The sequence below is a fragment of the Sphaerisporangium rhizosphaerae genome (assembly GCF_042665155.1).
Classification (GTDB): domain Bacteria; phylum Actinomycetota; class Actinomycetes; order Streptosporangiales; family Streptosporangiaceae; genus Sphaerisporangium; species Sphaerisporangium rhizosphaerae.
The window spans coordinates 39,126-63,194 of the sequence record NZ_JBHTCG010000016.1; the positions used below are offsets into that span (position 1 = coordinate 39,126).

The 24,069-nt window shown below is 72.2% G+C and carries 21 protein-coding genes; 6 read left to right on the forward strand and 15 right to left on the reverse strand.

Annotated features, from left to right (window positions below; all coding sequences use genetic code 11):
• Positions 1–45: 45 nt before the first annotated feature.
• Genes ACFQSB_RS23075 through ACFQSB_RS23095 form a run of 5 tightly spaced genes read left to right on the forward strand, consistent with a single transcriptional unit; the run spans position 46 to position 5,110 of the window.
• Complete coding sequence (locus ACFQSB_RS23075; RefSeq protein WP_380828992.1) at positions 46–1,635, forward strand: ABC transporter substrate-binding protein; 1,590 nt, start codon at positions 46–48, stop codon at positions 1,633–1,635.
• Positions 1,617–2,615, forward strand: coding sequence for an ABC transporter permease (locus tag ACFQSB_RS23080; RefSeq protein ID WP_380828994.1), 999 nt, complete (start codon positions 1,617–1,619; stop codon positions 2,613–2,615). Before ACFQSB_RS23075 ends, ACFQSB_RS23080 begins: the two co-directional genes overlap by 19 nt.
• Complete coding sequence (locus ACFQSB_RS23085) at positions 2,615–3,499, forward strand: ABC transporter permease (RefSeq protein ID WP_380828995.1); 885 nt, start codon at positions 2,615–2,617, stop codon at positions 3,497–3,499. The genes ACFQSB_RS23080 and ACFQSB_RS23085 overlap by 1 nt, the downstream gene beginning before the upstream one ends.
• Positions 3,496–4,464 carry an ABC transporter ATP-binding protein gene (locus tag ACFQSB_RS23090; RefSeq protein ID WP_380828997.1) on the forward strand — a complete coding sequence of 323 codons (969 nt, stop codon included), beginning with the start codon at positions 3,496–3,498 and terminating at the stop codon, positions 4,462–4,464. Before ACFQSB_RS23085 ends, ACFQSB_RS23090 begins: the two co-directional genes overlap by 4 nt.
• Positions 4,451–5,110, forward strand: coding sequence for an ABC transporter ATP-binding protein (locus tag ACFQSB_RS23095; protein ID WP_380828998.1), 660 nt, complete (start codon positions 4,451–4,453; stop codon positions 5,108–5,110). The genes ACFQSB_RS23090 and ACFQSB_RS23095 overlap by 14 nt, the downstream gene beginning before the upstream one ends.
• A 102-nt stretch (positions 5,111–5,212) precedes the next feature.
• Here the strand turns inward: ACFQSB_RS23095 and ACFQSB_RS23100 are convergent, their stop codons facing one another.
• From ACFQSB_RS23100 to ACFQSB_RS23170, 15 genes are all read right to left on the reverse strand, one after another.
• Positions 5,213–6,568 (reverse strand): PepSY-associated TM helix domain-containing protein, encoded by a 1,356-nt coding sequence (locus ACFQSB_RS23100; protein WP_380828999.1) that lies wholly within the window; start codon positions 6,566–6,568, stop codon positions 5,213–5,215.
• Positions 6,569–6,764: 196 nt separating this feature from the next.
• Positions 6,765–7,307 carry a hypothetical protein gene (locus ACFQSB_RS23105; RefSeq protein WP_380829001.1) on the reverse strand — a complete coding sequence of 181 codons (543 nt, stop codon included), beginning with the start codon at positions 7,305–7,307 and terminating at the stop codon, positions 6,765–6,767.
• A gap of 79 nt (positions 7,308–7,386) precedes the next feature.
• Positions 7,387–8,637: an ATP-grasp domain-containing protein gene (locus ACFQSB_RS23110; protein WP_380829002.1), complete on the reverse strand. Its 1,251-nt coding sequence runs from the start codon at positions 8,635–8,637 to the stop codon at positions 7,387–7,389.
• 12 nt (positions 8,638–8,649) lie between these two features.
• A complete protein-coding gene (locus ACFQSB_RS23115) occupies positions 8,650–9,096 on the reverse strand; it encodes a hypothetical protein (RefSeq protein WP_380829003.1) in 447 nt (148 codons plus the stop codon).
• 239 nt (positions 9,097–9,335) lie between these two features.
• Positions 9,336–10,970, reverse strand: a complete 1,635-nt coding sequence (locus ACFQSB_RS23120) for a PucR family transcriptional regulator (protein ID WP_380829005.1) — start codon at positions 10,968–10,970, stop codon at positions 9,336–9,338.
• A 169-nt stretch (positions 10,971–11,139) separates the two neighbouring features.
• Positions 11,140–12,264, reverse strand: a complete 1,125-nt coding sequence (menC, locus tag ACFQSB_RS23125; protein WP_380829006.1) for an o-succinylbenzoate synthase — start codon at positions 12,262–12,264, stop codon at positions 11,140–11,142.
• A gap of 25 nt (positions 12,265–12,289) precedes the next feature.
• Entirely contained in the window at positions 12,290–13,081 is a 792-nt protein-coding gene (locus tag ACFQSB_RS23130) for a GNAT family N-acetyltransferase (RefSeq protein WP_380829008.1), read from the reverse strand.
• The gene (locus tag ACFQSB_RS23135) at positions 13,078–14,202 is read right to left on the reverse strand and encodes a M20 family metallopeptidase (RefSeq protein WP_380829010.1); all 1,125 of its coding nucleotides are present in this window, start codon (positions 14,200–14,202) and stop codon (positions 13,078–13,080) included. The genes ACFQSB_RS23130 and ACFQSB_RS23135 overlap by 4 nt, the downstream gene beginning before the upstream one ends.
• A 2-nt stretch (positions 14,203–14,204) precedes the next feature.
• Complete coding sequence (locus ACFQSB_RS23140; protein WP_380829012.1) at positions 14,205–15,596, reverse strand: serine hydrolase domain-containing protein; 1,392 nt, start codon at positions 15,594–15,596, stop codon at positions 14,205–14,207.
• Complete coding sequence (locus ACFQSB_RS23145; RefSeq protein ID WP_380829013.1) at positions 15,593–16,357, reverse strand: ABC transporter ATP-binding protein; 765 nt, start codon at positions 16,355–16,357, stop codon at positions 15,593–15,595. Before ACFQSB_RS23145 ends, ACFQSB_RS23140 begins: the two co-directional genes overlap by 4 nt.
• Positions 16,358–16,377: 20 nt before the next feature.
• On the reverse strand, positions 16,378–18,282 hold the full coding sequence (locus ACFQSB_RS23150; protein WP_380829014.1) for a dipeptide/oligopeptide/nickel ABC transporter permease/ATP-binding protein: 1,905 nt from the start codon (positions 18,280–18,282) through the stop codon (positions 16,378–16,380).
• A 1-nt stretch (position 18,283) separates the two neighbouring features.
• A complete protein-coding gene (locus ACFQSB_RS23155) occupies positions 18,284–19,300 on the reverse strand; it encodes an ABC transporter permease (protein WP_380829015.1) in 1,017 nt (338 codons plus the stop codon).
• A 2-nt stretch (positions 19,301–19,302) separates the two neighbouring features.
• On the reverse strand, positions 19,303–20,901 hold the full coding sequence (locus tag ACFQSB_RS23160) for an ABC transporter substrate-binding protein (protein WP_380829016.1): 1,599 nt from the start codon (positions 20,899–20,901) through the stop codon (positions 19,303–19,305).
• A 52-nt stretch (positions 20,902–20,953) separates the two neighbouring features.
• The gene (locus ACFQSB_RS23165; RefSeq protein WP_380829017.1) at positions 20,954–22,333 is read right to left on the reverse strand and encodes a serine hydrolase domain-containing protein; all 1,380 of its coding nucleotides are present in this window, start codon (positions 22,331–22,333) and stop codon (positions 20,954–20,956) included.
• A gap of 88 nt (positions 22,334–22,421) precedes the next feature.
• Positions 22,422–23,384, reverse strand: a complete 963-nt coding sequence (locus ACFQSB_RS23170) for a dipeptidase (RefSeq protein WP_380829018.1) — start codon at positions 23,382–23,384, stop codon at positions 22,422–22,424.
• A gap of 310 nt (positions 23,385–23,694) precedes the next feature.
• On the opposite strand from ACFQSB_RS23170, the gene ACFQSB_RS23175 reads away from it, so the two are divergent.
• On the forward strand, positions 23,695–23,997 hold the full coding sequence (locus ACFQSB_RS23175) for a hypothetical protein (RefSeq protein WP_380829019.1): 303 nt from the start codon (positions 23,695–23,697) through the stop codon (positions 23,995–23,997).
• Positions 23,998–24,069: the final 72 nt, after the last annotated feature.

The following is a 24,069-nucleotide window of genomic DNA, read 5'->3' on the forward strand; positions in this document are numbered from 1 at the left end:
TGCCAAACTATTGCAACAGCGAATTATTCGTTCTACGTTCGCCCCATGCAGCTCACCCGGCTCGGCCTCGTGGCGCTCGCCTTACTTCTCGTGACGCTCGGCTGCTCCGCCGGTGGAGGATCGCCCGCTTCCACAACGGGAGAGAGCGGCGCCCGGGGCACGTTCGTCCTCGGCCTGGGCTCGGAGCCCGACACGCTGAACCCCGTACTCGGATACGCGCCCGACGGCGGGTCGCTGATGTTCGACGGGCTGGTCACCCGGAACGCGGACCTGTCGTTGAAGCCGGCGCTGGCCGAGCGTCTGCCCAAGGCGACGGGCACGTCCGTCACCTTCACCCTGCGCCAGGGAGTGAAGTTCCACGACGGGACGCCTCTGACCAGCGCGGACGTCGCCTACACCTATCAGGCCGTGCTCGACGCGAACAACAACTCGACGATACGCGGGGACTACACCGCCATCGCGTCGGTCGAGGCCAAGGACCCGGCCACGGTGGTGTTCCACCTGAAGTACCCCTACGCGCCCTTCCTGCAGCGCGCGACCTTGGGCATCGTGCCGCGGCGGACGCTCGAGGGGCGGAACCTGGAGAAGGCGCCGTTCAACACCAGGCCCGTCGGCACGGGGCCGTACCGGTTCGTCTCCTGGACGCCGGGGGACAAGGTGGTGCTGGAGGCCAACCCGTCCTACTGGGGCGGCGTCCCGGCGATCAAGCGGCTGGTGATGGCGTACGCCGTCGACGACAACGTGCGCGCGACCCGCATGGCCGCGGGCGAGTTCGACGCCACCGAGTTGCCGCCCAAGGCCGCCTCACGCTTCGACGGCCAACCCGGCATGACCGTCCACCGTGTGCCGAGCGCCGACTACCGCGGCGTGATGTTCCCCCTGGACGCGCCCGTGACCGGTGACAAGGTGATCCGGCAGGCGTTGAGCCTCGGCGCCGACCGCGAGGCGATGGTGAACACGATCCTGGCCGGGGCCGGACGACCCGCGTTCGGGCCCGTCGCCCCTGACACCACCTGGCACAACCCCGCCGTCGACGGTTCGCCGGCACCCGACTCGGCTCGGGCCGTGCGCCTGCTGGAGGAGGCCGGCTGGAAGAGCGGGCCTGACGGGATCCGCCACAAGGGCGGCACGCCCGCGAGCTTCATGCTGATGTACCCGGCGGGGGACTCGCTGCGCAAGGAACTCGCCCTCGCGTTCACCTCCGACGCCAAGAAGCTCGGCATCGACATCCGGCTGGCCGGCCTGGACTGGGACGCCATCCACACCCGGATGGACAGAGACGCCCTGATCATGGGATGGGGGACTCCGTTCGACCCCGACTACACCAACTTCGAGCTGTTCCACTCGAGCTTCTCCGGCCAGGGGTACTTCAACCCCGGCCACTACAAGGTGCCGCAGGTCGACGCACTGCTGGAGAAGGGGCGCGAGGAGTCCGACCCGGCCGTGCGCAAACAGGCCTACGACGCCTTCCAGCGACGCGTCCATGACGACGCCGTGTGGGCCTACCTGGTGTACCTCAAGCACGTGTACGTGATCAGGGGGAAGTGGACCGGCGTCACGCCGGGCGTCGAGGCGCACGACCACGCCACCGGAGGGTTGTTCCGCAACCTGGCCGAATGGAAGCCCGGCTCGTGACGCGCGCCCTGGCCAGGATGGCGGCCTGGCGCCTGGCGTTCACCGCCCCGCTGCTCCTGGTGGTCACCTTGGGCATGTTCGCCCTGGCCAAGGCCTCCCCGTTCGACCCGGTACGCCAGTACCTCGGGGACCGCGCGCTGACCACCAGCCCGGAGATCGCACATCGGATCCGTCAGGCGTGGGGGCTCGACCGCCCGGTCACCGAGCAGTACCTGACCTGGCTCGGCGACCTGCTGCGCGGCGACCTCGGCGAGTCACGCAGCATGCATAGGCCGGTCGCCGAGGTGATCGGCGAACGGTTCGGCTGGACGCTGCTCGCGGTGGGCTGCGCCCTGGTGCTCATGCTCGCCGGCAGTCTGGTCGTGGGGGCCGTGGCCGCCTGGCGGCGTGACTCCTGGACCGACCGGCTGGTCACCGGCACCGCCTACGCCAACGAGGCGGCCCCGGTGTTCTGGACCGCGCTCATCGTGATCTGGGTGTTCGCGGTGAAGCTGCACTGGCTGCCCGCGGGAGGGCTGACCGACGCGGCGGCCGGGACGGTGGAGCCCGGGGACGTGCTGCGCCACATGATCCTGCCCGTCGCCGTCCTGGCGTTCTCGCAGTCGTCCTGGTTGCTGCTGTTCGTCCGCGAGTCGCTCATCGCGTCCCTGCGGGAGGACTACGTCATCGGCGCCCGCGCCCGTGGCCTGCGCGAGCGGACGGTGATCGTCCGGCATGCCCTGCGATCGGCGCTGCTGCCGTTCATCACGCTGCTGGGCGCGCGGATCCCCGAACTGGTCACCGGGGCGATCCTGGTCGAGACGGTGTTCTCCTGGCCCGGCGTCGCCTCGGCGTCCGTCCAGGCGGCCCTCGCGGCCGACTTCCCGCTGCTGGCGGCGCTCACGCTGCTGGCCACGCTCGCCGTGGTCGCCGGCAACCTGCTGGCCGACACCGCCTACGTCATCGCCGATCCGCGGGTGCGCGTTCTGGGGGTGAGCTGATGCTCACCCGGCCGAAGGCGACCGGCGCCCGGCCCCGGCCGGGCGGGCTCCGCCGGGGACGCGCCCGGCGCCGTTCCCACCGGCTCGCCCTCGCCGTCCTCGCGCTGCTCGGCCTTGCCGTGCTGATCGTCCCGGTCGTCGTCCGGCTGGACGAGCAACTGGTGGACCTGCGGCTGGCCTCGTCGCCTCCCTCGCTCGCCCACCCCTTCGGCACCGACGAGGTGGGACGCGACGTGCTGCTGCGCGCCGTCTACGGACTGCGGGTGTCCCTGCTCGTCGGCCTGGTGGCGGCGCTGGTGTCCGTCACGATCGGCACGCTGGCCGGGCTGGCCGCGGGGACGCTCGGCGGGGTGGCCGACCGGGTGCTCATGCGAGTCGTGGACGGCTTCAACTCCGTGCCGCACCTGCTGTTCGGCATCTTCATCGTGGCGCTGTTCTCACCCAGCGCCACGGCCGTGGTGGTCTCGGTGGCGCTCACCCACTGGATGACCGCCGCCCGCATCGTCCGCTCGGAGGTGCTGACCCTGCGCGCCCGCCCGTTCGTGGACGCGGCCGTATCCGGCGGATCGAGCAGGATACGGATCGTCCGCCGGCACCTGCTGCCGCATCTGATGCCGCACATCGCGCTGGCCGCCGTCTTGATGGTCCCGCACGCGATCTGGCACGAGACCGCCCTCAGCTTCCTCGGCCTCGGGCTGCCCGCCCATCTCGCCTCGCTCGGCAACATGATCAACGACGGGGCGCGGTCACTGCTCGCCGGCAACTGGTGGGCCTCCCTGTTTCCCGGCCTGTTCATCCTGCTTCCCACGCTGGCGATCTCCACGCTCGCCCAGTACTGGCGCGATCGCGCCAACCCCCGCCGGCGATCGGAGCTCAACCTGTGACCACCGCATCCCCGGCGCCCGCGGGATCCCGGCTGCGCGTCGAAGGCATGTCGGTCCGCTTCCACCTCCCGGACGCCACCGTGCACGCCGTCACCGACGCGCACTTCGAGGTGACGCAAGGCGCGTGCCTGACCCTGGTCGGCGAGTCCGGCTGCGGCAAGTCGGTGATGGCACACGCCCTGATGGGACTGCTCCCCGGCAACGCCACGGTCACCGGGTCCGCGCGCCTGGAGACCGGCGCCGCGTCCCCGGTCGAGCTGATCGGCGCCCCGGAAAGGTTGCTGGCCCGCACCGTGCGCGGGCGTCGCATCGGCCTCATCCCGCAGAGCCCGGCCGCGCACCTCACCCCCGTCCGCACCGCGCGCTCCCAGATCACCGAGGCCCTGCGCGAACTGGGAAGCTCCGAGACGGCGGATGACCTGGCCGCGCGCGCGGGACTGCGCCCGGCCGACCTGGACCTGTATCCGCACCAGCTTTCCGGAGGGATGGCCCAGCGCGTGGTCAACGCGATCGCCCTCGCCGGAGACCCCTGGCTCGTCATCGCCGACGAACCGACCAGCGGACTGGACCGCCCGCTGGTCGAGGTCACCATGGCCGAGCTGCGGCGCCTGGCCGACGAGGGCCGCGCCGTCCTGCTCATCACCCACGACCTGCGCGCCGCCGAGCAGGTGGCCGACCACGTCGCCGTCATGTACGCCGGACGCGTCGTGTCGCTGGCCCCGGCGAAGGAGTTCTTCGCCGCCCCGCGCCACCCGTACGCCGTGGGCCTGCTCGACGCGCTGCCGTCCCGGCGTTTCACCGCCATCCCCGGCCAGCCTCCCGAACTCACCAACCTGCCGCGAGGGTGCGCCTTCCGGCCCCGCTGCACCCGAGCCGGCGCAGCGTGCGAACTGGTGCCGGAGATGTCCGCGGGGCACAGCCGGGTCGCCTGCCACCATCCCGTGGAGAGCCATGCTGCGCGCTGAAGGCGTCACCGTCACCTACGGCCGCCGGCCCGTCCTCCACGACGCCGAGCTCACGCTGGTGCCGGGGTCCGTCACCGGGCTCGCCGGGCCCAGCGGCTGCGGCAAGTCGACCTTCGCCCGCGTCCTCGGCCTGGTCCAGAGACCCGCGACCGGCCGGGTCGCCATCGACGGCGCCGAAGTGCGCCGCTGGCGCAACCGCGCCCCGCGCGACCTGCGCGTCCGCGTCGCGCTGATCTTCCAGCAGTCTCGCCTGGCGGTCGATCCCCGCTTCACCCTGCGCGAGGTCATCGCCGAACCCCTGCTGGCCACCGGCCGCGGCCCAGGACGCGCCGGCGAACTGGCCGAGGAGATGGGCCTGACCCCCGAACTGCTGTCCCGCCGGCCGCACGAGGTGTCCGACGGCCAGTTGCAACGCGCCTGCGTCGCCCGCGCCCTGGCGCTGCGTCCTGGTTACGTCATCTGCGATGAGATGACCACGATGCTCGACGCCTCCACCCAGGCGCACCTGGTCGCCAGGCTGGAGGCCTACCGCCTGGACACCGGCGCGGCGATCCTGGTCATCAGCCACGACCTGGAACTCCTGGCTCGCTGGAGCGGCCACGGCGGCATCGTCCACCTTCCACAGGCCGTCCGGCCCGCCGGGTGAGGCGAAGCGGCGGGGCCGGTGAAGGACCGCGATTCCAAGGGGCGGGGTCTGGCGGGGACGTCATCGTGTCCCCGCCGGACCGGTCGTATCGCGGTGCCTGGGTCAGGTGGAGCGCTTGACCAGGCCGAGGACGACGTCGATGGCCAGGAAGGCCAGTAGTGAGATGCCGAGCAGGGGGATGAACGCGCCCACCGCGATCGCGACCAGTCCTATGGCCAGTAGTACGGGGACGGGCGCCGCGCGCCAGCCGCCGCGCGCGTAGGGGGCGGCGAAGCCCCGGGTGGGCCGCCGTTGCCACCACATCTGGTATCCCAAAATGATCATGGAGATCAGCGCGAGGGCGAGTGCGGCCAGGACGATCTGGTTGGCCAGGCCGAACAGCACGCCCATGTGCCCGTCGATGCCCCAGCGAGTCAGCTTGGCGGCCAGGGGGTAGTCGGCGAAACGCAGTTCGCCGGTCACCTGGCCGCTCGCCGGGTCGACCGCGACCTGGTCGTTGCGCTGTGGCCACTGGCGGTCCATCTCCTTGACCGTGAAGGCGCCGCCCGCCTTGGCGGGCCAGGCGATCTCCAGCGGCCCGGACAGCCCGGCGTCCGCCGCGGCTCGCACGATGCGGTCGGCGTCGGCCTCGGTGGTGGGCCCGTCGCCGTGCCCGGAGTGGCCGGAGTGCCCCGGGGCGGTGGCGGGCAGGGACGGGGTGGACCAGCTGAGCGCGGTCTGGAGCTTGTCGACGTTCGCTCCCGCGTATTTCGACCAGGTCAGGCCGGTCGCGGACAGGAACAGCAGGCCGACGGTGATCCACAGGCCCACCGAGCCGTGCCAGGACAGGGTGCGCCGCAGACCCTTCGCCGTGCGGTCGGGCCGCAGGGTGCGGCGACGGTGGGTCAGCCACAGCACGACACCGCCGAGCGCGACGACCCACAGCCAGCTCGCCGCCAGTTCGCTGTACACGCGTCCGGGCTCGCCCAGGTGCAGATGGCGGTGCAGGTTCGAGATCCAGGCGCGCACGGGCAGCGCGCCCGAACTGCCGTAGCTCGGCAGCGCGCCGCGGACCTGGCCGGTGTACGGGTCGACGAAGACCGCCAGTTGGGTGCTCTCCGGCAGGCCCTCCGCGTTGAGCAGGACGCGGGTGGTCTCTCCCGGTTCGGAGGCGGGCCGCACGGCGCCGATCGCTCCCTGCGGGTGCGCCTGCCGGGCGGCGGCGATCTGCCGCGCCAGGGGGAGCGGCGCCTGGCCGGCGGGCGGAAGCGGAGCGGTGAGTTCGTGGGCGTGCACGACCTTCTCCAGCTGGAAGGAGGAGGCGTACAGCAGGCCGGTGGTGGCGGCCACCAGCAGGAAGGGCGCCACGAGGATTCCGGCGTAGAAGTGCAGGCGCAGCAGCAGCGCTCGCGTGGCCGGCCAGGCGGTGGAACGGGAGCGTTCGGGAGCAGGCTGAAGCTCGCGCACGTCAGAGGTCATGGAAGGTCTCCGTTCACGGAGGCGCGCACAGGTGGACGCGCGCCTCGGCGGGGTTCGTCATGGGGACGTCGCGGTGCCCTGGCCCGCGGGCACGGCCGCCGTGGTGGCGGCCGTCGCGCGGCGCGGAGCAGGCGACGACCGGACACCGGCCGGGAGGGCCCGCGCCGGTGAAGGTCTCACGGGCACGTGGCCCGGATCAGATGACGACGACCCCCGCCGGCGGCCCGCGCCGGGAGACGGCCGAGGCGAGCAGCCGGGTGAGGAACAAGGACGCGCCGTCTACGCGGCGCCGTGGCACGAGGCGTGGTGCGGACGGCGTGGCCATCCGCACCAGCAGGGTCACCACGGCCGCGACGAGCAGGCGCAGCAGCGTGGCCAGCGCCGTCTCCCCGCGTTCCAGCCAGTGAGCCGACAGCAGCGCGGTCACGGTGTGCGCCAGCAGCATCGCCACACCCACGGCCAGGCCGCCGTGCCCGTGACCGTGGACCGGTGGCGGCCGCATCGCCGCGGAGAACAGGTGGTGCAGGCCGTACTGGGTGACGAACGCCGCGGTGAGCAGGGCTCCCAGGCCCCGCTGCCGCCGGGAGAGCACGAAGGCGCCGCCCGTCACCAGCGCCGTCGCCCCGACGAAGACCGCCACGTCGATGGCGGCGCCGCCGGCCAGCGCGTGCATGCCCAGCGACACCGCCACGCACACCACCGCGAACACGGTGGCGCGCAACAGGCGCAGAACGGGCATGCCCCTCATCGTGACAGAAATCCATGATCCTGCCGAGTGGCTGAAGCCTTCGTCACCGCCGCATCCGGTAGGGATCCGGTCATGGCGGGCCGGCGGACGCCATGACCGGCCGGACGGCGTGGGCGGCGCTGATCGCGTTGTACACCGCCAGCTCGGTCGTCGGCCCCTCCGCCAGCAGCAGACCCGTGCACGCCCGCTGGTCGCCGAGATCGGTCACTCTGGTCCCGATCGTCATGGTCGGATACCACTCCGGTGAGCCGGGATGCGAGGCCAGCTCCTCCAGTCCGTCCACCCTCTGGAAGGTTCCGGGCCGGTCGGGGTAGACGAGAACGGTCGCCGTCGCCCCCGTTCCGCCTCCCCGCGCCGCGATGGCGCCCAGGTCCGAAACGGCGTCGAGCAGCGCGGGCGCACGGCCCAAGGCCATGTCGACCATCGCCTCGTAGACGTTGACCCCGAGGGAGCGGCACATCGCCTCGCCCGCGAGGCACCCGCCGATCCGGCCGTTGATCTCGACCAGTTCGGGCCCTTTCACCGTCCAGACGAACTCGACGTGCGCGAACCCTCGCGTGTGCCCCACCAGATCGAGTACCTGCGCCACCCACTGTTCGACGCCGGCCAGATCGGGCTCGGGCAGCATCGCGGGGAAGGACAGCAGTTCCTCACGGCCGAACCAGCGCGCCGACGTGAGCCGGCCGGAGACGCCGAGAAGCCGGGTACGGCCCTCCCAGCTCAGCGTCTCGGCGCTGTAGAGCGGCCCGGTGATGTACGGCTCGGCGAACAGGCCGCCCATGAAGGACCGTCCGGCCGCCTCGGCGAGCGCGAGCTCCAGTTGCCCGGTGGTACGGGCGAGCCATACGTTGCGCGAGCCCGTGCCCGCGGAGTCCTTCAGGACGGCCGGCAGTCCGACCGCCTTCTCCACCGTGGTCGCCGTCGCGCCGGGCGAGACCGGGACGGCCGCGTTCAGGGACGGGTTCCGATCGTGCAGGAGGCGGCGCACCGCGAGCTTGTCGCGGAGCACGCGCGCCGTTTCGCGGTTCGGACCCGGCAGGCCGAACCGGGCGGCCAGCTCGGCTCCGGGCACCATCCAGGTGTCGGTCGAGCAGATCAGCCCGCGGAGTTCCGGCAGCGATGCCAGCACCGCCGAACACCTGGTGAGGGCACGGGTGTCGACATCGATGATCTCCAGCGCGTTCGTCGGCAGGCGCTGGAGTTCGTGACGGTAGATGTCCCGGTCTCCCGTCAGGAGGCACAGACGTTCCCCGGCCTTGCCGGCCGCCGCCACCATGCGGCCAAGGCCGAAGGTCAGCGCTTCCAGTACGGCGATGGTCACCCGGCCCTCCCGTCAGATCTCGCCGGCGAGTTCCGCGGGCACCAGGCTGAGCATGGCGGCCAGGGGCTCGTCGCCGGCGATCGCGGTGCCGGCCACGGGGTCGCCGCCGGCGAGGTGGGCGAGGTGCCTGATGGCGTGGGCGGCGACGTGGTCGGTGGTCACCTCGCTGGGGCGGGGGGCGTCGGGGCGGTCGCCGAAGGCGATGGTGAGCTCGTCGAGCGGGGTGGCGGACGCGCCGGCCGCGGGATCGGGGTAGGCGGCGTAGGTGAGGACCAGCCCGTGCCCCGGGGTGTGGCGCCAGCTGGTGGAGTGCAGCAGGGTGGGATGCCCGGCGAGGGTTCTGGCAAGGTCGCAGGGGACGGTGGCGCCGTCGAGCGGTGCCGTGGAGCGCCGGTAGGCCCAGCCGCGGTCGCCGAACCGGAGCAGGATCACTTCCACCGTGACCTGTGGGCCGTTCATCCGCCCGCCTTTCGCGTGATGAGAGCGCTCATGGCGACCTGTCGCCGAGCGTGCATGACGACATCCCCTATGAGGCAGTCTGACAGAACTGCACTCCAATCGCTATTGCGACCCCCTCGCATCTAGGGGGGTGTCGATGGGCCGGCCGCGATCGGCCGATCTCCGTGAGGATCCAGCGGCCGGACGGTGCTCTGGTGCGCTGTCTTGCGAACGTTCACCGGGTCGTCCGACGCGGGACGCTAGCGCGGCGCCAGGATGCGCAGGTGCAGCATCGCCGCGAACCGCTGCTCCGGGTCGTCCAGGTCGATCTCGCCGACCTCGGTGACGCGCCTGAGCCGGTAGCGCAGGGTGTTGGCGTGGATGAACAGGGCGCCGGCCGCCTTCGCCACGTCGCCGTGGGCGTCCAGCCAGGCCTCCAGGGATTCGACGAGGCCCGCGTTGTTCCGCTCGTCGTACTCCATCAGGCGGGCGATCGCGCCGCCCGGCCGCTCGTCGCGCGCCGCCGCGAGGTCGCGCAGTTCCAGGATCAGCGCGAGCGTCTGGACATCGTCGAGCCGGGCGACCCGCAGGGTGGTGTGGCCCTCCCGCATCACCCGGAGCACCCGGTCGGCCTGGGCCTTTCCCCGGACGATGCCGCTGATCTCCGATCCCGCGGGGGCGACCGCCACGATCGCGCGCAGGCCGCCGCCGACCCGGTCCACGAAGTCGGACGCCAGCCGGACGGCCCGCTGTTCGGGGCTGCCCGTCGGGACGACCACGGGCAGCAGGCCGTACACCGTGCCGCCGACGGTCCCCATCGCCGACGACGGCACCGTCGCCGACAGGTGGACCGACAGCGCGTCCGCGAGCCGCTCCAGATCGGCTGCTCTGCTCTGGTCCGCGCGGATGTGATCGTCGTCGGCCAGCAGGCCCGCGCTCACGATGACCAGGCGGCGACCGGCCAGGCCGAGCCGCACGAGCGCGTCCCGCGCGCCGGCGCCTCCTTCGAGGACCGTCCCGATCAGGTCGGTGCGCAGCCTTCGCTGGACGTCGGCGCCGGCGCGGATCCGCAGCAGGTGCAGCGCGACGAGTTTCGAGGCGTCGAGCAGCGCCCCCGTGCGCTCGGCGTCGAGTTCGCCGTCCATGGCGGCCCAGATCGAGCCGAGGATCTCGTCGCCGGCGCGAACCGCGATGGCGACGCGCTGGACCGTCATCCCCTCGTATCCCAGAGCCTCCGGCGTGACGACGACGGGCCGCTGGTAGCGGTAGAGGTCGCGGAAGACGCCCAGTTCCGTCAGCCGCGTGGCGTACCGCTCGGGCACCTGCCGGCCGATGACCGTCTCCACGCGGGAGGGGTCCGCCTCCTCCTGGCGGCCGGAGAAGGCGAGCACCCGGGAGTTGCGGTCCTCGATGGTGATGGGGGCGTCGAGAAGCGCGGCCACGGCGTTGGCCACCGCGAACAGGTCACCGGACGGGAGACCGCCGAGCGACTCGTGCTCGGTGACACCGATGTCCCCTTCGGCGAGCATGGCGCGGATGAGGGCGGTGAGCTGCGCCCACGTGGCACCGCGGCGCAGGCCGATCAGGGCCACGCCGCTCGCCTGGACCGCATCTCGCACCTCGGCCGTCAGCGCGACCGGAGCCCGGACGACGAGCCCCACCGCCTCATGGTCACCGAGTGAGCGGAGCAGGCCGGCCAGCGTGCCGCCGGCCGGGTCGACGCCGACCCCGAGCACGAGCGAGCGCGGCGGCAGCACGGGTTCGTCGAGCGGGTCGAAGATGACCAGCCCGCTGATCTCGCCCGGCCGGCCGGCGTCACCGGCGACCGGTTCGAGCAACGTGGTCCCCAGGTCGTCCAGCACCCGCCCGAGGCCGGCACGTGGACGCTGGCTCACGCCCGGCAGTATAGGCGGCCACGCTCCCACGCGACCGGGCCGGCGAGGATCGAACGACGTGCGCGCCGCGCGGTTCGGTCGGGGACGGTCGTGAGGGCGTGTGCACCGCGCGGTTCCGGTCGGGGACGGTCGTGAGCTCGTGCGCGCCGCGCGGTTCGGATCGCCGGTCTCAGAAGGCGATCCACTCGGTCGAGGTCGTCACCGTGTCGAGCAGTTCGGGGATGGGCGTGACGCCCAGCCCCGGGCCGGTCGGTACGGCGATGTGACCGTCCTTGATGACGAACGGCTCGGTGATGTCCGTGCGGTAGAAGCGGCCGGAGGCGGAGATGTCGCCCGGCAGCGTGAATCCGGGCAGGGCGGCCAGGGCGGCGTTGGCCGCGCGGCCGATGCCCGTCTCCAGCATCCCCCCGCACCACACCGCGACTCCGTGGGCCGCGGCCAGGTCGTGGATCCTGCGGGCCTCGAGGTAGCCGCCGACGCGACCGGGCTTGATGTTGATGATCTGGCAGGCGCCGAGCGCGATCGCCGCGGCGGCGGTCTGCGCGGAGACGATGGACTCGTCGAGACAGATCGGCGTCGCCAGCCGCCGTGCCAGCGCGGCGTGCCCGAGGACGTCCTCCTCCTCCAGCGGCTGCTCGATCAGCAGGAGGTCGAACTCGTCCAGCTTGGCGAGGTGGCGCGCGTCGCGAAGCGTGTAGGCGGTGTTGGCGTCGACCTGGAGCGGAACCTCCGCGCCGAAGCGCTCGCGTACGGCGGCCACCGGGACCAGGTCCCACCCCGGTTCGATCTTCAGCTTGATCCGCGCGTACCCCGCGTCCAGGTATTCCCCGACGGCCGCCAGCAACTGCGGGACCGTGTCGTGGATGCCGACCGACACGCCGCTCGGAACCCGGTCGGCGACCGCGCCGAGTTCACGGCCGAACGAGCGGCCGATCGCGCGCAGCTCCGCGTCGAGGATGGCCATCTCCGCGGCGGCCTTGGCCATGCGGTGCCCCTTGAACGGGTGGAGCAGGCCGGCGACGGCGGCCGCGCCCGAGCGCGCGATCGCCTCCCGCCCTTCGGGCGAGGCCAGCTTCGGAAACAGCCAGCGCCGCAGCACGTCCGCCTGCGAGTCGGCGTACTCACTGGAGTAGAGCGGGTCGGCGAGCGCCACGCATTCACCCCAGCCTTCGGCGTCGTCGGTCACGGCCTTGAGAAGGAGGATGTCGCGCCCGGTCTGCGTGCCGAACGAGGTCCGGAACGGTGACACGAGCGGCATGGAGATACGGCGCATTTCGATTCCGCGCAACTTCATGACGATTCTCCAGTCTTGTGCCGTGTCAGGGGCGGGCGAGCTCGACGAGATAGCCGAGGTCGAGGTCGAAGTCGACGACGCGGCCACCGGAGGCCATCAGCGGCTCCAGCTCGCCGCGGAGCCGCAGGCGCCAGGCCGCGGCGGCGGCTCCGTCGCCGGCGCGCAGGGCCGCGATGTCGGCCGGAGCCGCGACCCTCCTGCTCGACGCGCCGGCGACCGGGCGCCCGAACGGCATGCCGGAGCAGGCGGCGCGGGCCCGCGGTGAGAGCAGTTCCCAGCGCACCAGCAGCCGGTCGGTGTCGTCGCCGCCGTTGATCGCGTCGTGCATCGCGCCGTAGAAGTTGGTGAGGTACTCCACGGGGAGCGCCCCCAGCTTGACGATGTTGAAGTAGGCGTTGCGGCTGACCAGCGGATCGAAGGTCCACTCGATCGTGACGATGCCGCGGGCGAGCGCCCACGCGCGCTGGTGGAGCTTGAGCGCCCTTCCGACACCGCGACCGGCCAGCCCCGGCGTCACCCCGGCGATGTGGCTGTGCAGGGTGCGCGCCGCCGGCTCCGCGTGGAAGCCGATGCAGACGCCGACGAGCCGGTCGCCGGCGTAGGCGCCGGCGACGTAGTTGCCCGCCTTGGTCAGGGCGCGCAGGAACTCGACCGTGATGAGCGGGTTGTCCGGCCGGCCCCAGATCCCGACGAGCAGGCCGATCACGGCGTGCGCCTCGTCGAGATCCCGGAGCTCCCGGACCACCACCGCCGCCTTCGCGGCCCACCTCGCCGCGTCCTCGGCCGCCAGGTCGAGGGAAGATGCCTCGATGCTCACGTGCCGTCCTCCCGGAGTTCGGCGACCAGCTCGCGCACCAGCACGGTGCGGTCGAGCAATCTGGCGACGACGACGTGCTCGTGGTCGGCGTGGGCGCCGCCGCCCACCGCTCCCAGACCGTCGAGCGTCGGCGTCCCGACCCCCGCGGTGAAGTTGCCGTCCGAGGCGCCGCCCACGGTCGCGCCGGACACGGGCGGCAGCCCGAGCCGTTCCGCCACGGCGACGGCCCGCTCGAACAGCGAGCGGCTCGCCGGCTCCTCCAGCGGTGGCCGGTTGACCCCGCCCCTGATCTCGATGGCCGCGCCGGGGAGGTTCGGCGTCAGGGAGCGCAGCGCGCGATCGACCCGGAGCTGCTCGTCGTGGCTCCACGCGCGCACGTCCAGGGCGAACGAGCCGGACGCGGGCACCGTGTTCGACGTGGTGCCCGCGGCGATCACGGTGGGGGTGACCGTCGTGCCGGCCGCCGGGTCACCCAGAGCGCTCGCCGCGATCACGAGGTGGGCCAGCTCGATCGTGGTGTTGACGCCCTTCTCCGGTTCCAGTCCGGCGTGGGCGGCGCGACCGGTGACGTGGACCTCGTACCGTGACACGCCTTTGCGGCCCACCTTGAGCGCGCCGCCGTCGGCCGACGCCTCCAGCACGAGCGCCGCCGTGGCGCGACGGGCCTCCTGCTCGATCAGCGCGCGCGAGGTGGGCGACCCGAGCTCCTCGTCCCCGGTGACCAGCAGGGTGACGCCGGTGCGCTCGGGCAGATCGGCGACGGCGTGGATCGCCATGACCAGGCCGGCGAGCATGTCCAGGCAGCCGGGGCCGCGCAGCACGCCGCCGGTGGTCTCGTACGGATGGGTCGCCAGGGTGCCGAGCGGCCAGACCGTGTCGTGGTGGGCCAGCAGCAGCACCTGACGCTCGCCGTCACCGAAGCGCCATCGCAGGTGCGAGCACCCGTCGATGGTGATCCGCTCCGGCTCCGCGCCGAGTCGTCGCGCGCCGATGCGGGCGACCAGGTCGGCCGACCTGGCGACCGCGGCCTGATCGGAGGAGGGCGACTCGCACTCGACGAGTTCCCGCAGGTCGGCGAGGAACTCCTCCAGGCCGAGGGCGCCACGCGAGGTACCGGGCATGGTCAGCCGAGCTTCTTCGGGGTGGCGCGGGCGCCGTAGTGGACGTACTCCTCGCCCGTGGGCAGCGAGTAGAACCTCACCGGCGCCCACGACTCCATGCCGCTGAGCCGGACGCCGTACACGCCCTGCGAGACGGGGATCATCTCGTAGGTCTCGACGGGAGTGTCGTCGAGCTCGGCCAAGGGGCCCATCAGAGTGGTGCGCAGGGTCGGCTTGCCGTCGTCCTGGAACACCTCCATGCGCACCGACTCGCGCTCGTACGTGCCGACGTACGGCGCCACGTCGGCCGTCACCGGCTCGGCGGGCGGCTCGAACGGCTCGGGCATCCGCACGCCGGTGAGCTCGGTGAAGATCTCCTCGTAGAGGTCGACATAGAGGTCGTGGGTGTTGCCGCCGTTGGTGTTGAGCGCGACCGCGACGCCGGCCTCCGGCAGGACGCGCAGGAACGCCGCCTGCCCGATCGTGTTGCCGTCGTGCCCGTAGGCCCGGTGGCCGTGCCAGTCGCAGCGGAACCAGCCCAGGCCCCACGAATCGCCGAGCAGGTGCTCCTCGGGGCATTCGGTCTGGTAGGCCGACATCGCCGCGGTGCTCTCCTCCGACAGCACACGTGTGCCGTCGGCGGCGAGCCCGCCCGCCAGGTGCATCCGGGCGAAGGCGAGCACATCGGTGACGGTCGCCGTGATCAGGCCGGCCGGGCCGACCGCGCGGGGCAGGCCCCACACGGGCGCGACCACCGGCTCCTCGCCCCCCTTGACGTGGCCCATCGCGTGGGCGAAGACCATGGCCTCCTCGGGCAGGGTCGAGGTGTGCGTCAGGCCGAGCGGGGAGAAGAGCCTCTCCTTGATCGCCTGATCCCAGGTCCGGCCGGTGACGACCTCGATGATCCGGCCGAGCACCGAATAGCCCGCGTTGCAGTAGGACCAGGTGGCGCCGATCGGATGGTTCTGCGCGGAGTCGGCCAGCAGCGCGACGTACTTCTCCAGCGCGTCGTCACCGCGGCCGGTGTCGGTGAACAGGTCGCCGTCGATGCCGCTGGTGTGGGTCAGCAGGTGCCAGACGACCACGCCCGCGGTGGCCTCCGGATCGCGCAGCCGGAACTCCGGCAGGATCTCCGTGACCGGGGTGCGGAGGGCGAACCTTCCCTCGTCGACGAGCTGCATGATGACGGTCGCGGTCCACACCTTGGAGATCGAGCCGATCTGCCAGACCGAGTCCGTGCTCGCGGGCTGACCGGTGCCGGCGTGCAGCACGCCCGTCGCCGCGGTGACCAGTTCGTCGTCCGCGCCGTCGGCGCCGAGCCGGAGGATGCCCAGCTGGGCGCCGGGAATGCCATGCTTCGCGGCGAGCTCGTCGAGACGGTCCTGCCAGTGGGCCTGGTCGATGGTGGTGGTCACGTCTGCTCCTTCAGGGGGGAGATGGGGGCGTGCCGCCCGTTTCCCGATGAGGTTCGGCGCACGGCTCCGGGCACGGCGTCGAGGAGGTGGCGGGTGTAGTCGTGCCGCGGCGCACCGAGCACCCGCGCGGTGGGGCCGTACTCGACGATCTCTCCGGCGTACAGCACGGCCACGTGGTCGGCGACGTACCGGACGACCGCCAGGTTGTGGGAGATGAACAGCATGGACAGCCCCAGCTCGCGTCGCATGTCGCGCACGAGGTTGAGCACGGCGCCCTGGACGGAGACGTCGAGCGCGGAGGTGATCTCGTCGGCGAGGATCACCTTGGGCCGGGCGGCGAGCGCGCGGGCCAGCGCGACGCGCTGACGCTGGCCGCCGGAGAGCCGGACGGGAAGGTCGCCAGCGCGTGCGGCGTCCAGGTGGACCAGCGCGAGCAGGCGCGCGATCTCCGCCTGCCGGGCCTGCTTGCCGAGGCGTTCCGGCATGGCCTCCGCGATGCTCTCGCCCACGGTCATCCGCGGGTCGAGCGAGGAGTACGGATCCTGGAAGACCATCTGCACCGGGCGCACCCGGCCCCGATGGGGGACCGGCCGTTCGTCCAGCAGGATCCGGCCGCTCGTCACCGGCGCCAGGCCGACCGCGGCCCGCGCCATCGTCGACTTTCCCGAGCCCGACTCGCCGACCAGGCCCACGACCTGGCCGTCGTCGACGTCGAGGCTGACGCCCTTCAGCACGGTGTGCGCGCCGTAACGTACGGACACGTCGCGAAAGCTGAGGAGACTCATGCGGTGACCTCCGCGGTCTCGGCGGGAAGCGGCCGCCCGGCCTTGTGGCACGCCACGCGGTTGCCCGCCGCGTCGGTCTGGAGCGGGGGTTCGACGGCGCGGCAGTGGTCGTCCGCGAGCGGGCAGCGGGAGGCGAAGGCACAGCCGGCCGGAACGTCGGAAGGGTCGACCGGCGACCCGGGGATGACGGCGAGCGGCCGCGTCAGGTCGGTCTCCATGTCCGGCACGGCCGCGACGAGCGCCCGCGTGTACGGGTGCCGGGCGAGGGTCCGCAGGTCGCGGGCCGGCAGTTCCTCGACGATGAGGCCGGCGTACATCACCAGCACCCGGTCGCACACCTCGGTCACGACCGAGACGTCGTGACTGATGAGCAGGAGGGCGGCGCCGGTGTCGCGGCGCACCTCGGCGAGGAGTCCGAGGATCTGCCGCTGCACCGTGACGTCGAGGGCGGTGGTCGGCTCGTCGGCGATGATGAGCCGCGGTGTCCCCATCAGGCCCATGCCGATCATCGCCCGCTGGCGCATTCCCCCGGAGAACTCGAAGGGGTACTGCCTCGCGCGCCGTTCGGGCTCGCGGAGCCTGACCGCGCGCAGGCGGTCGACCGCACGGGCGAAGGCCGCCCTGCGTCCCAGCCCCTGGTGGAAGCGGCCCACCTCGGCCAGTTGCGGCCCGACCCGGTGAGCCGGGTTGAAGGACGTCATGGGGTCCTGGAAGACGACGACCATCGACGTGCCGAGGCGCTCGCGCAACGAGCGGGGCTCGCCGGCGGCCATGAGGTCCTCTCCCGCGAAGACCAGGTGGTTCGCCTCGACGCGCGTCGGCCGCTCGAGGAGCCGGGCCACCGCCAGCGCCGTCACCGACTTGCCCGAGCCGGACTCGCCGACCACCCCGACGGCCTCGCCGTCCCGGATGGCGAACGTGACGCCGCGCACCGCCTGGATCGGGCGCCGGGCGCCGGGAATCGTCACCCGCAGGTCGTCCACCGACAGGATCGAGCCCGCCACAGGGGCCGGCGCCGCGACCGTGCGCTCGGGGTCCTTGCCGGCGGCCTTCCGGACGGCGCGTACACGCGCCATGCCGGGGACCACGTCGATGCCGAACGCGGCCGCGAACGCCTCACCCGTGAGGTTGAACGCGAGTCCGGCGAGGATGACGGCGATGCCCGGCCCGAGCGCGGCCAGGGGGTGGACGTAGATGCCGTTGAGCCCGTCCTGCATGAGCTTGCCCCAGTCGTAGGACGGAGCCTGCACTCCGAGCCCCAGGAACGAGAGCCCGGAGAACGTCAGCAGCACCCCGCCTGCGGCCATCGTCGCGTTGACGATGAGCGGTTCGGCGATGTTCGGCAGCGCATGGCGGAGAAGGACGCGGAGCCGGCTCACGCCCGCGATACGGGCGGCGGCGATGTAGTCCCGCTCCGAGACGCCCGCGAGGAGCGTGTGACACAGCCGGGCGAACGCGGGCGCCCCGGCGAGGCCCACCGCCAGCGCCGCCCCGCGCGCGCCGACGCCGAAGACGACGGCGAAGAACAGGACGAGCAGCAGGCCGGGGAAGGCCACCAGCACGTTGACGGACGAGGTGACGAAGCGGCCCACCCGCCGTCCGGCCAGCATCGGCGCGGCGCCCAGGACGACGCCCAGCACCATGCCGATCGCCGTCGCCGCGAGGGCCAGCGCTATCGAGAGCCTGGTGGCCACCAGCACCCGGAACAACAGGTCCCGGCCGAGGTTGTCGGTGCCGATCCAGTGCTCGGCCGAGGGGCCGGCGAGCAGGTTGCCGGTGTCGATGGCCGTGGCCCGGCCCTCCCACAGGACCGGGGCGAACACGGCGACCAGCAAGACGATGGCGAGCAGGCCGAGTCCGGCGACGCCGACGGGCCTGAGCAGGACGCGTGCCGCGCGCATCTCAGCCGTCTCCGATCGTCGAACGCGGGTCGAGCAGCGCGAGCGCCACGTCGACCAGGGTGTTGATCAGCAGAACTCCGATCCCGTAGACCAGGACGGTGCCCTGGACCAGCGGATAGTCCTTGGCGACGATCGAGGAGACGATCGTGGAGCCGAGGCCGGGCCAGGCGAAGACGTTCTCCACCAGCACCGTTCCGGCTACCAGCGAGCTGAGCAGCAGGCCCCCGAGCGTCAGGGTCGCCGTCACGGCGTTGGGCAGGGCGTGCACGAGATGGACCCGCGACGGCGTGAGCCGCTTGGCCCGCGCCGTGCGGATGTAGTCGGCCTCCATCACGGCGAGCATCTCCACGCGGACGATGCGCGACAGCACCGCGGAGGGACCGATCGCCAGCGCGAGCACCGGCAGCACATAGGAGTCGAAGCCGGCCCGGCCCGCGACCGGGAAGAGATTGCTCTGCACCGCCAGCAGATAGACCAGCCCGACGCCGAGCAGGAAGTCGGGGATCGCGCCGAGCACGACGTTGGTCCCCGTGAACGCCAGCTCCGTACGCCGCCCCTTCCCGCGGCGGGTGATGACCGCCATCACGACGCCCACGGGCACGGCGACGACCATCGACACCAGGAACGCCGCCACCGCCAGCTCGGCCGTCGCGGGCAGGCGCTGGGCGATCATCTCGCCCACGGGAAGCCGGGTCGAGATCGAGATGCCCAGGTTCCCCTGGAGCAGGTGCACGAGGAAGTCGGCGTACTGCCGCCAGAGCGGGTCGAGCAGCCCGAGCTCCTGCTTGCGCGCCAGCACCAGTTCCGCGGGAGCGGTCGGTCCGAGCGCGGCGCGCACCGGATCACCCGGGACCAGGTGGATCATCAGGAACGCGGCGGTCACCAGGACCCAGAGCGAGGTCAACAGGCGTCCCGTCCGCCGCAGCGCGAAGCGGAGCCACCTGTGCGACCACAGACCGCCCACCCTGCTCCGGAGGCCGGTCGCGGGCGGGACGGCCGCCGGCGTCAACCTCTGCATCGTCAACCGAGCATCCGGATGCTGGTCGGGACGATGCTGCCGATGATGGAGAGCTTCGCGCCCTTGAGGAAGGTCGGGATCACGTTGTTGGCGAACGGCACCAGGTCCGCGGCCTTGTAGAGCGCCTGCTCGGCCGCGAACCAGTCCTTGCACCCGTCGGCGCCGTTCGCGCCCATCGCCTTGGTGGCGAGGGTGAGGTAGTCGGCGTTGTCGATGGCGGCGAAGTTCGTGCCCTTCGGGGCCTTGGCGCCGGAGACGAACGGCATGATCTGGTCGGGGGCGCTGACGTTGACGGGCGCCCAGGCGATGTCCCAGTCACCGGTGCCGAAGAGCGCGCCGGAGAGCTGGGTCTGGTTCTGCTGGGTGGCCTTGGCGTCGATTCCCACCGCCTTCCAGGCCGCCACGGCGAGCTCCGCGGCGGCGCTTCCACCGCTTCCAAGGGAGTTGTCGTAGATGAGGGAGACCGAGAGCTTCTTGCCGTTCTTGACGCGGATGCCGTCCGAGCCCTTCGTCCAACCGGCGGCGTCCAGGGCGGCGCCCGCGGCGGCGGCGTCGAAGGACGGCACGTTGCCGGTCACGGCGTCGCCGGCGCAGCCCGACGGCGCGAGGGCGGCCAACTGGGTCGCTGGCACGCCCTTGCCGGAGGTCAGCGCGACCTGAAGCTGCTTGAGATCGAGCGCCCGGGTCAGGGCCATGCGCACCGCCGCGTCGGCGGTGACGTGCCCGTCCCCGTGGTTGTACCACTGCTCACCGATGATCGCCTGCGTGCCCACCGAGGTCAGGCCCGCCTTGGCGAGGCGGTCGGCGTCGGGGCCGGTGATCATGACGGCGTTGACGGTGCCCCCGAGCAGTTCGTTGGCGGCGGTGGTCTCGTTCGCGACGATCTTGACGACCACCTTGGCCGGCATTCCCTGCTCCGCCGTGGTCGCGCCGCCCGGCCCCCACGTGTAGCCCTTGCGTAGCTCGTAGGAGTAGTGGTCCGACGGGACCGCCTCGGTGAGGACGTAGGGGCCGGTGCCGTTCGTGCCGGCCTTGAGGGTGGTGCGGTTCTTCATGCCGGCGTCGCAGACCATCGGCAGGTTCGAGAAGGAGTTCAGCGCGAACGGGGCCGGTGCGGCCAGCTTGACGGTGACCGTCGAGCCCGAGGCGGAGGCCTTCGCGCCGGCGGGGACGAAGACCCCCAGGAACGGGCTCTTGTTGGCCGGGTCCTCCACGTAGGCGATGTTGTCGACCACGGTCCGAGCCGTGAACGGCGTGCCGTCGGAGCACGTCACGCCGTCCATGATCGTGAAGGTGAGGGTGGTGCCGTCGACGGTCCACGACTTGGCGAGCTGCGGGCGGATCGTGCCGTCCTCGGCGACGGCCACCAGGTTGTCGTAGGCGAACTGCGTCATGCCGAACAGGGCGCTCACCGCCGAACCCTGCGGGTCGAGAGCGCCCGGGTCCCCCGCGAGGTCGAGGGTGAAGGTCCTGCCGTTGACGCCGGCGCCGGCGGCGGGCGAGGCGGAGCCGGAGGTGCCGCCGCCGCAGGCGGCCAGCCCGACCGGACCGGTCAGTGCCAGAGCGAGCGCCGCGAGGGCCCTCGTACGTGTGGGGGTCATGCGGTTCCTTTTCTGGGGGGCGAGCGGGAGCCGTCGGCGTTCTCAGGCGTTCTCAGGCGCGGGCGACCACACGGCCGTAGTGGATGTACTTCGCCAGACCCGCCGCGTCGCGTCCGATGAAGGCGAAGACGAGGTGGATGCCGTGGCTCGGCTCCAGCGAGATCAGCGAATCGCCTTCGAAGTGCACGAGCCGGCTGCGCTCGGGCTTTCCGCCGATCTCGGCGATGACGCCCTTGGGCACCCGGTCGAGCCAGATCGCGCCGTCGGCGTCCTGACCGACGGTGATGTCGTAGATCGTGTCCGCGTAGCGGCCCAAGTAGGGCGCCGGGTCGATCGGCTCCGGATCGGCCGGCGGCACCGGACGGCCCGGCAGCGTGATGCCGGTGAGCTCGCCGAGCAGGTACGCGAGCACGTCGTTGAAGACGCCGAAGAAGTCACCGCCGTTGGTCAGCAGCGCGATCGCGACACCATGCGCAGGGACGAACCGCAGGAAGGCCGCCTGGCCGATGGTCCCGCCGTCGTGGCCGATCACGGTGTGGCCGTCGAGATCGTCCATCTCCCAGCCCAGGCCCCACGAGCCGCCCATGCCGCTGAGCCGGGGCAGCTTCACCTGCGGCTGCCGCATCGCGGTCACGGTCTCCGGCCTGAGCACGACCGAGCCGTCGGGCGCCGTGCCGTCCGCCAGGTGCATGGCGACGAAGCCGAGCAGGTCGCGAGCCGTCATGGCGAGCATCGAGCCGGCGGGGGCGTTGGACCTCGCGAGCGCCCAGGTCGGCGCGGCCACCGGCGCGCCGTCCTCGCCTGGCACGTGGCCGACGGCGGCCCGGTGCAGGATCGCCTCGTAGGGGCTCGGAGAGACGTGGGTGAGACCGAGCGGGGTGGCCAGGCGCCCGACCAGAACCTCGTCGAAGGGCTTGCCGCGCAGCACCTCGACCAGGCGGCCGAGCACCACGAAGCCGGTGTTGTTGTAGGAGAAGACCTCGCCCGGCTCGAAGAGCTGCGGGATGTCGTGGATCGAGGCGAGGTACTTCTCGATGGCGTCGTCGCCGCGGCCGGTGTCGGTGAAGATGTCGCCCTCGAAGCCGGCGACGTGGCACAGCAGCTGGCGGGTGGTGATCACCGCTGCCGCGGCCTCGTCGCCGACGGTGAACTCCGGCAGGTAGGCGCGCAGCGGCGCGTCGAGGTCGACCAGGCCGTCGTCCACCAGCTGCATGACCAGGGCGCTGGTCCACAACTTGGTGATCGACCCGATCTGGAAGACCGAGTCGGTGGTCGCCTCGACACCGGTGGCCACGCTGAGGACCCCGCCGGCGGCGGCGAGCACCCGGCCCTGGGTGAGAACGGCGACCGAGGCGCCTGGTACCCCGCGCTCGCCGACGATCCGGGCGAAGTGCTCGTCGAGCCAACTCTGGACGCTCTCCGGCGACATCATGCAGCTGAGGCTAGGGGGCAAAGCCGTCGCCGTACTCGTTCGATCGGACAACCCCTCGCCGCCGAGATTGTCCGATCGGACAACCTCGCTATTTCCAGACCTGGGCGGCCACCCGCCGGAAGTTGCCGCCCAAGATGCCTCGCACGGTCTCCTCCGGGTAGCCGCGCTTGACGAGCTCGTGCTCGATCAGCAGCGTGACCTCCGGCTCGACGAACTCGATCACGCCCCAGCGGGTGTACTCCTCCGGGAAGAGATCGGGGTTGGCCTCCAGGTCCGCCTGCACGTCGTCGGCGTCGAAGGAGAAGTCGCTGCCGATGCCCACGTGCTCGGGCCCGACCAGTTCGACGGCGTAGTCGATGTGGGCGATGAAGGCGTCGAGGGTCGCGGTGTTGGGGCCCAGGAAGATGCCGACGCCGGGGATGCCGATGACGCCGCCGGTCGCGGCGCACTCGCGGGCCTGCTCGTCGGTGATGTTGCGGGCGTGGTCCCACAGCCCGCGCATCGCGGAATGGGAGTAGATCATCGGCTGCTCGGAGACCGCGGAGAGGTCGAGCCCGGTCCGGGTGCCGCAGTGCGAGCCGTCGACCAGCATGCCGACCTCGTTCATCCGCCTGACCAGGTCACGGCCGTACGCCGTCAGGCCGGTGTCGGTCTTGTCCAGGCAGCCGCCGCCGGCGGCGTTGCCGTTGTTGTAGCTGGGCAGCAGCGACTTCACACCGAGGTCGTAGAACGTCCCCACCATGTCCAGGTCGCCGGCGAGGGGGCCCGAGTCCTCCAGGTCGAACGCCACCACGATGCGGTCGCCGGAGACCGCGGCGTCGATCTCCCCGATGGTCGTCGCGATCTCCAGGGCGGGATGGGCCTCGATCGAGCGGGTGAAGTGGTCGATGTACGACAGCGAATCCTCGCGGGAGTGCGGCGCGTAGCCGACGTTGACGCATACGTACGCACCCCCCGGACGGCGGTACCGCAGGATGTCGCTGACGTCGGCGTCGAGGGTGAGGGGCAGGCAGGCGTGCTGCTCCCAGAAGGCGCGGCGGGCTGGAGTCATGGCCACATCCTGTCCCAGCCCGCCCGGCGACGCCCCCGGCGGGCGCGCGATCTCGTCCCAGACCGCGTGGCGATGCCCCCGGCGGGCGTGCGATCTCGTCCCAGACCGCCCGGCGAGGCCGCGCCCCGTCGATCCGGTCGTGGTCACGCGCGCTCCCGCGCGGCGCGCGGTAGCGTGCGAGTCAGGATCTTCGAGCGGCGCCGCCGCTGGCGGATCCTGACATGTCGGGCACGACGTCGGAGGTGATCACGGTGCATCCGGTCCCATGACGGCCCCATCCCGGGGCGTCACGGAGCCGAAAGGTGACCGTATGAGCAAGACCGACAAGACGCGGCCCTGGTGGGTCCGCATCGCCGACGCGCCGATGGTGACCTGTCGTGCCGTTCATGATCATCGGTTCGGGCCGTGCACCCTGCCGGACGAGATCACCGCCGCCACCGTGGACCTGGACAACCGTACGGGCGGCTGCCACTGGCGCGCCGGTATCTATTTCTGGGTCTGCTACGGCGGTGACGACGGTAGCCGCGAGTGGGCCTACTTCCGCAGGCAGGAGCGCCGCCGCGACCGCCGCCAGGCCCGCCGCGAACTGCGCGCCTACCGCGGCGAAGACTGACCGAGCCCGCGCGGGCACTCGAAGGTCCGGGGCTCTGTTCCACAGCCCCGGACCTCCGGTCGTCGTACGCGG

Bases quoted from the DNA above. Each gene is read 5' to 3' on its own strand.
- ACFQSB_RS23075 (WP_380828992.1), top strand. From the start codon at position 46: ATGCAGCTCACCCGGCTCGGCCTCGTGGCGCTCGCCTTACTTCTCGTG.
- ACFQSB_RS23080 (WP_380828994.1), top strand. From the start codon at position 1,617: ATGGAAGCCCGGCTCGTGACGCGCGCCCTGGCCAGGATGGCGGCCTGG.
- ACFQSB_RS23085 (WP_380828995.1), top strand. From the start codon at position 2,615: ATGCTCACCCGGCCGAAGGCGACCGGCGCCCGGCCCCGGCCGGGCGGG.
- ACFQSB_RS23095 (WP_380828998.1), top strand. From the start codon at position 4,451: ATGCTGCGCGCTGAAGGCGTCACCGTCACCTACGGCCGCCGGCCCGTC.
- ACFQSB_RS23100 (WP_380828999.1), bottom strand. From the start codon at position 6,568: ATGACCTCTGACGTGCGCGAGCTTCAGCCTGCTCCCGAACGCTCCCGT.
- ACFQSB_RS23105 (WP_380829001.1), bottom strand. From the start codon at position 7,307: ATGCCCGTTCTGCGCCTGTTGCGCGCCACCGTGTTCGCGGTGGTGTGC.
- ACFQSB_RS23115 (WP_380829003.1), bottom strand. From the start codon at position 9,096: ATGAACGGCCCACAGGTCACGGTGGAAGTGATCCTGCTCCGGTTCGGC.
- menC (WP_380829006.1), bottom strand. From the start codon at position 12,264: ATGAAGTTGCGCGGAATCGAAATGCGCCGTATCTCCATGCCGCTCGTG.
- ACFQSB_RS23135 (WP_380829010.1), bottom strand. From the start codon at position 14,202: ATGCCCGGTACCTCGCGTGGCGCCCTCGGCCTGGAGGAGTTCCTCGCC.
- ACFQSB_RS23150 (WP_380829014.1), bottom strand. From the start codon at position 18,282: ATGCGCGCGGCACGCGTCCTGCTCAGGCCCGTCGGCGTCGCCGGACTC.
- ACFQSB_RS23155 (WP_380829015.1), bottom strand. From the start codon at position 19,300: ATGCAGAGGTTGACGCCGGCGGCCGTCCCGCCCGCGACCGGCCTCCGG.
- ACFQSB_RS23160 (WP_380829016.1), bottom strand. From the start codon at position 20,901: ATGACCCCCACACGTACGAGGGCCCTCGCGGCGCTCGCTCTGGCACTG.
- ACFQSB_RS23165 (WP_380829017.1), bottom strand. From the start codon at position 22,333: ATGATGTCGCCGGAGAGCGTCCAGAGTTGGCTCGACGAGCACTTCGCC.
- ACFQSB_RS23170 (WP_380829018.1), bottom strand. From the start codon at position 23,384: ATGACTCCAGCCCGCCGCGCCTTCTGGGAGCAGCACGCCTGCCTGCCC.
- ACFQSB_RS23175 (WP_380829019.1), top strand. From the start codon at position 23,695: ATGAGCAAGACCGACAAGACGCGGCCCTGGTGGGTCCGCATCGCCGAC.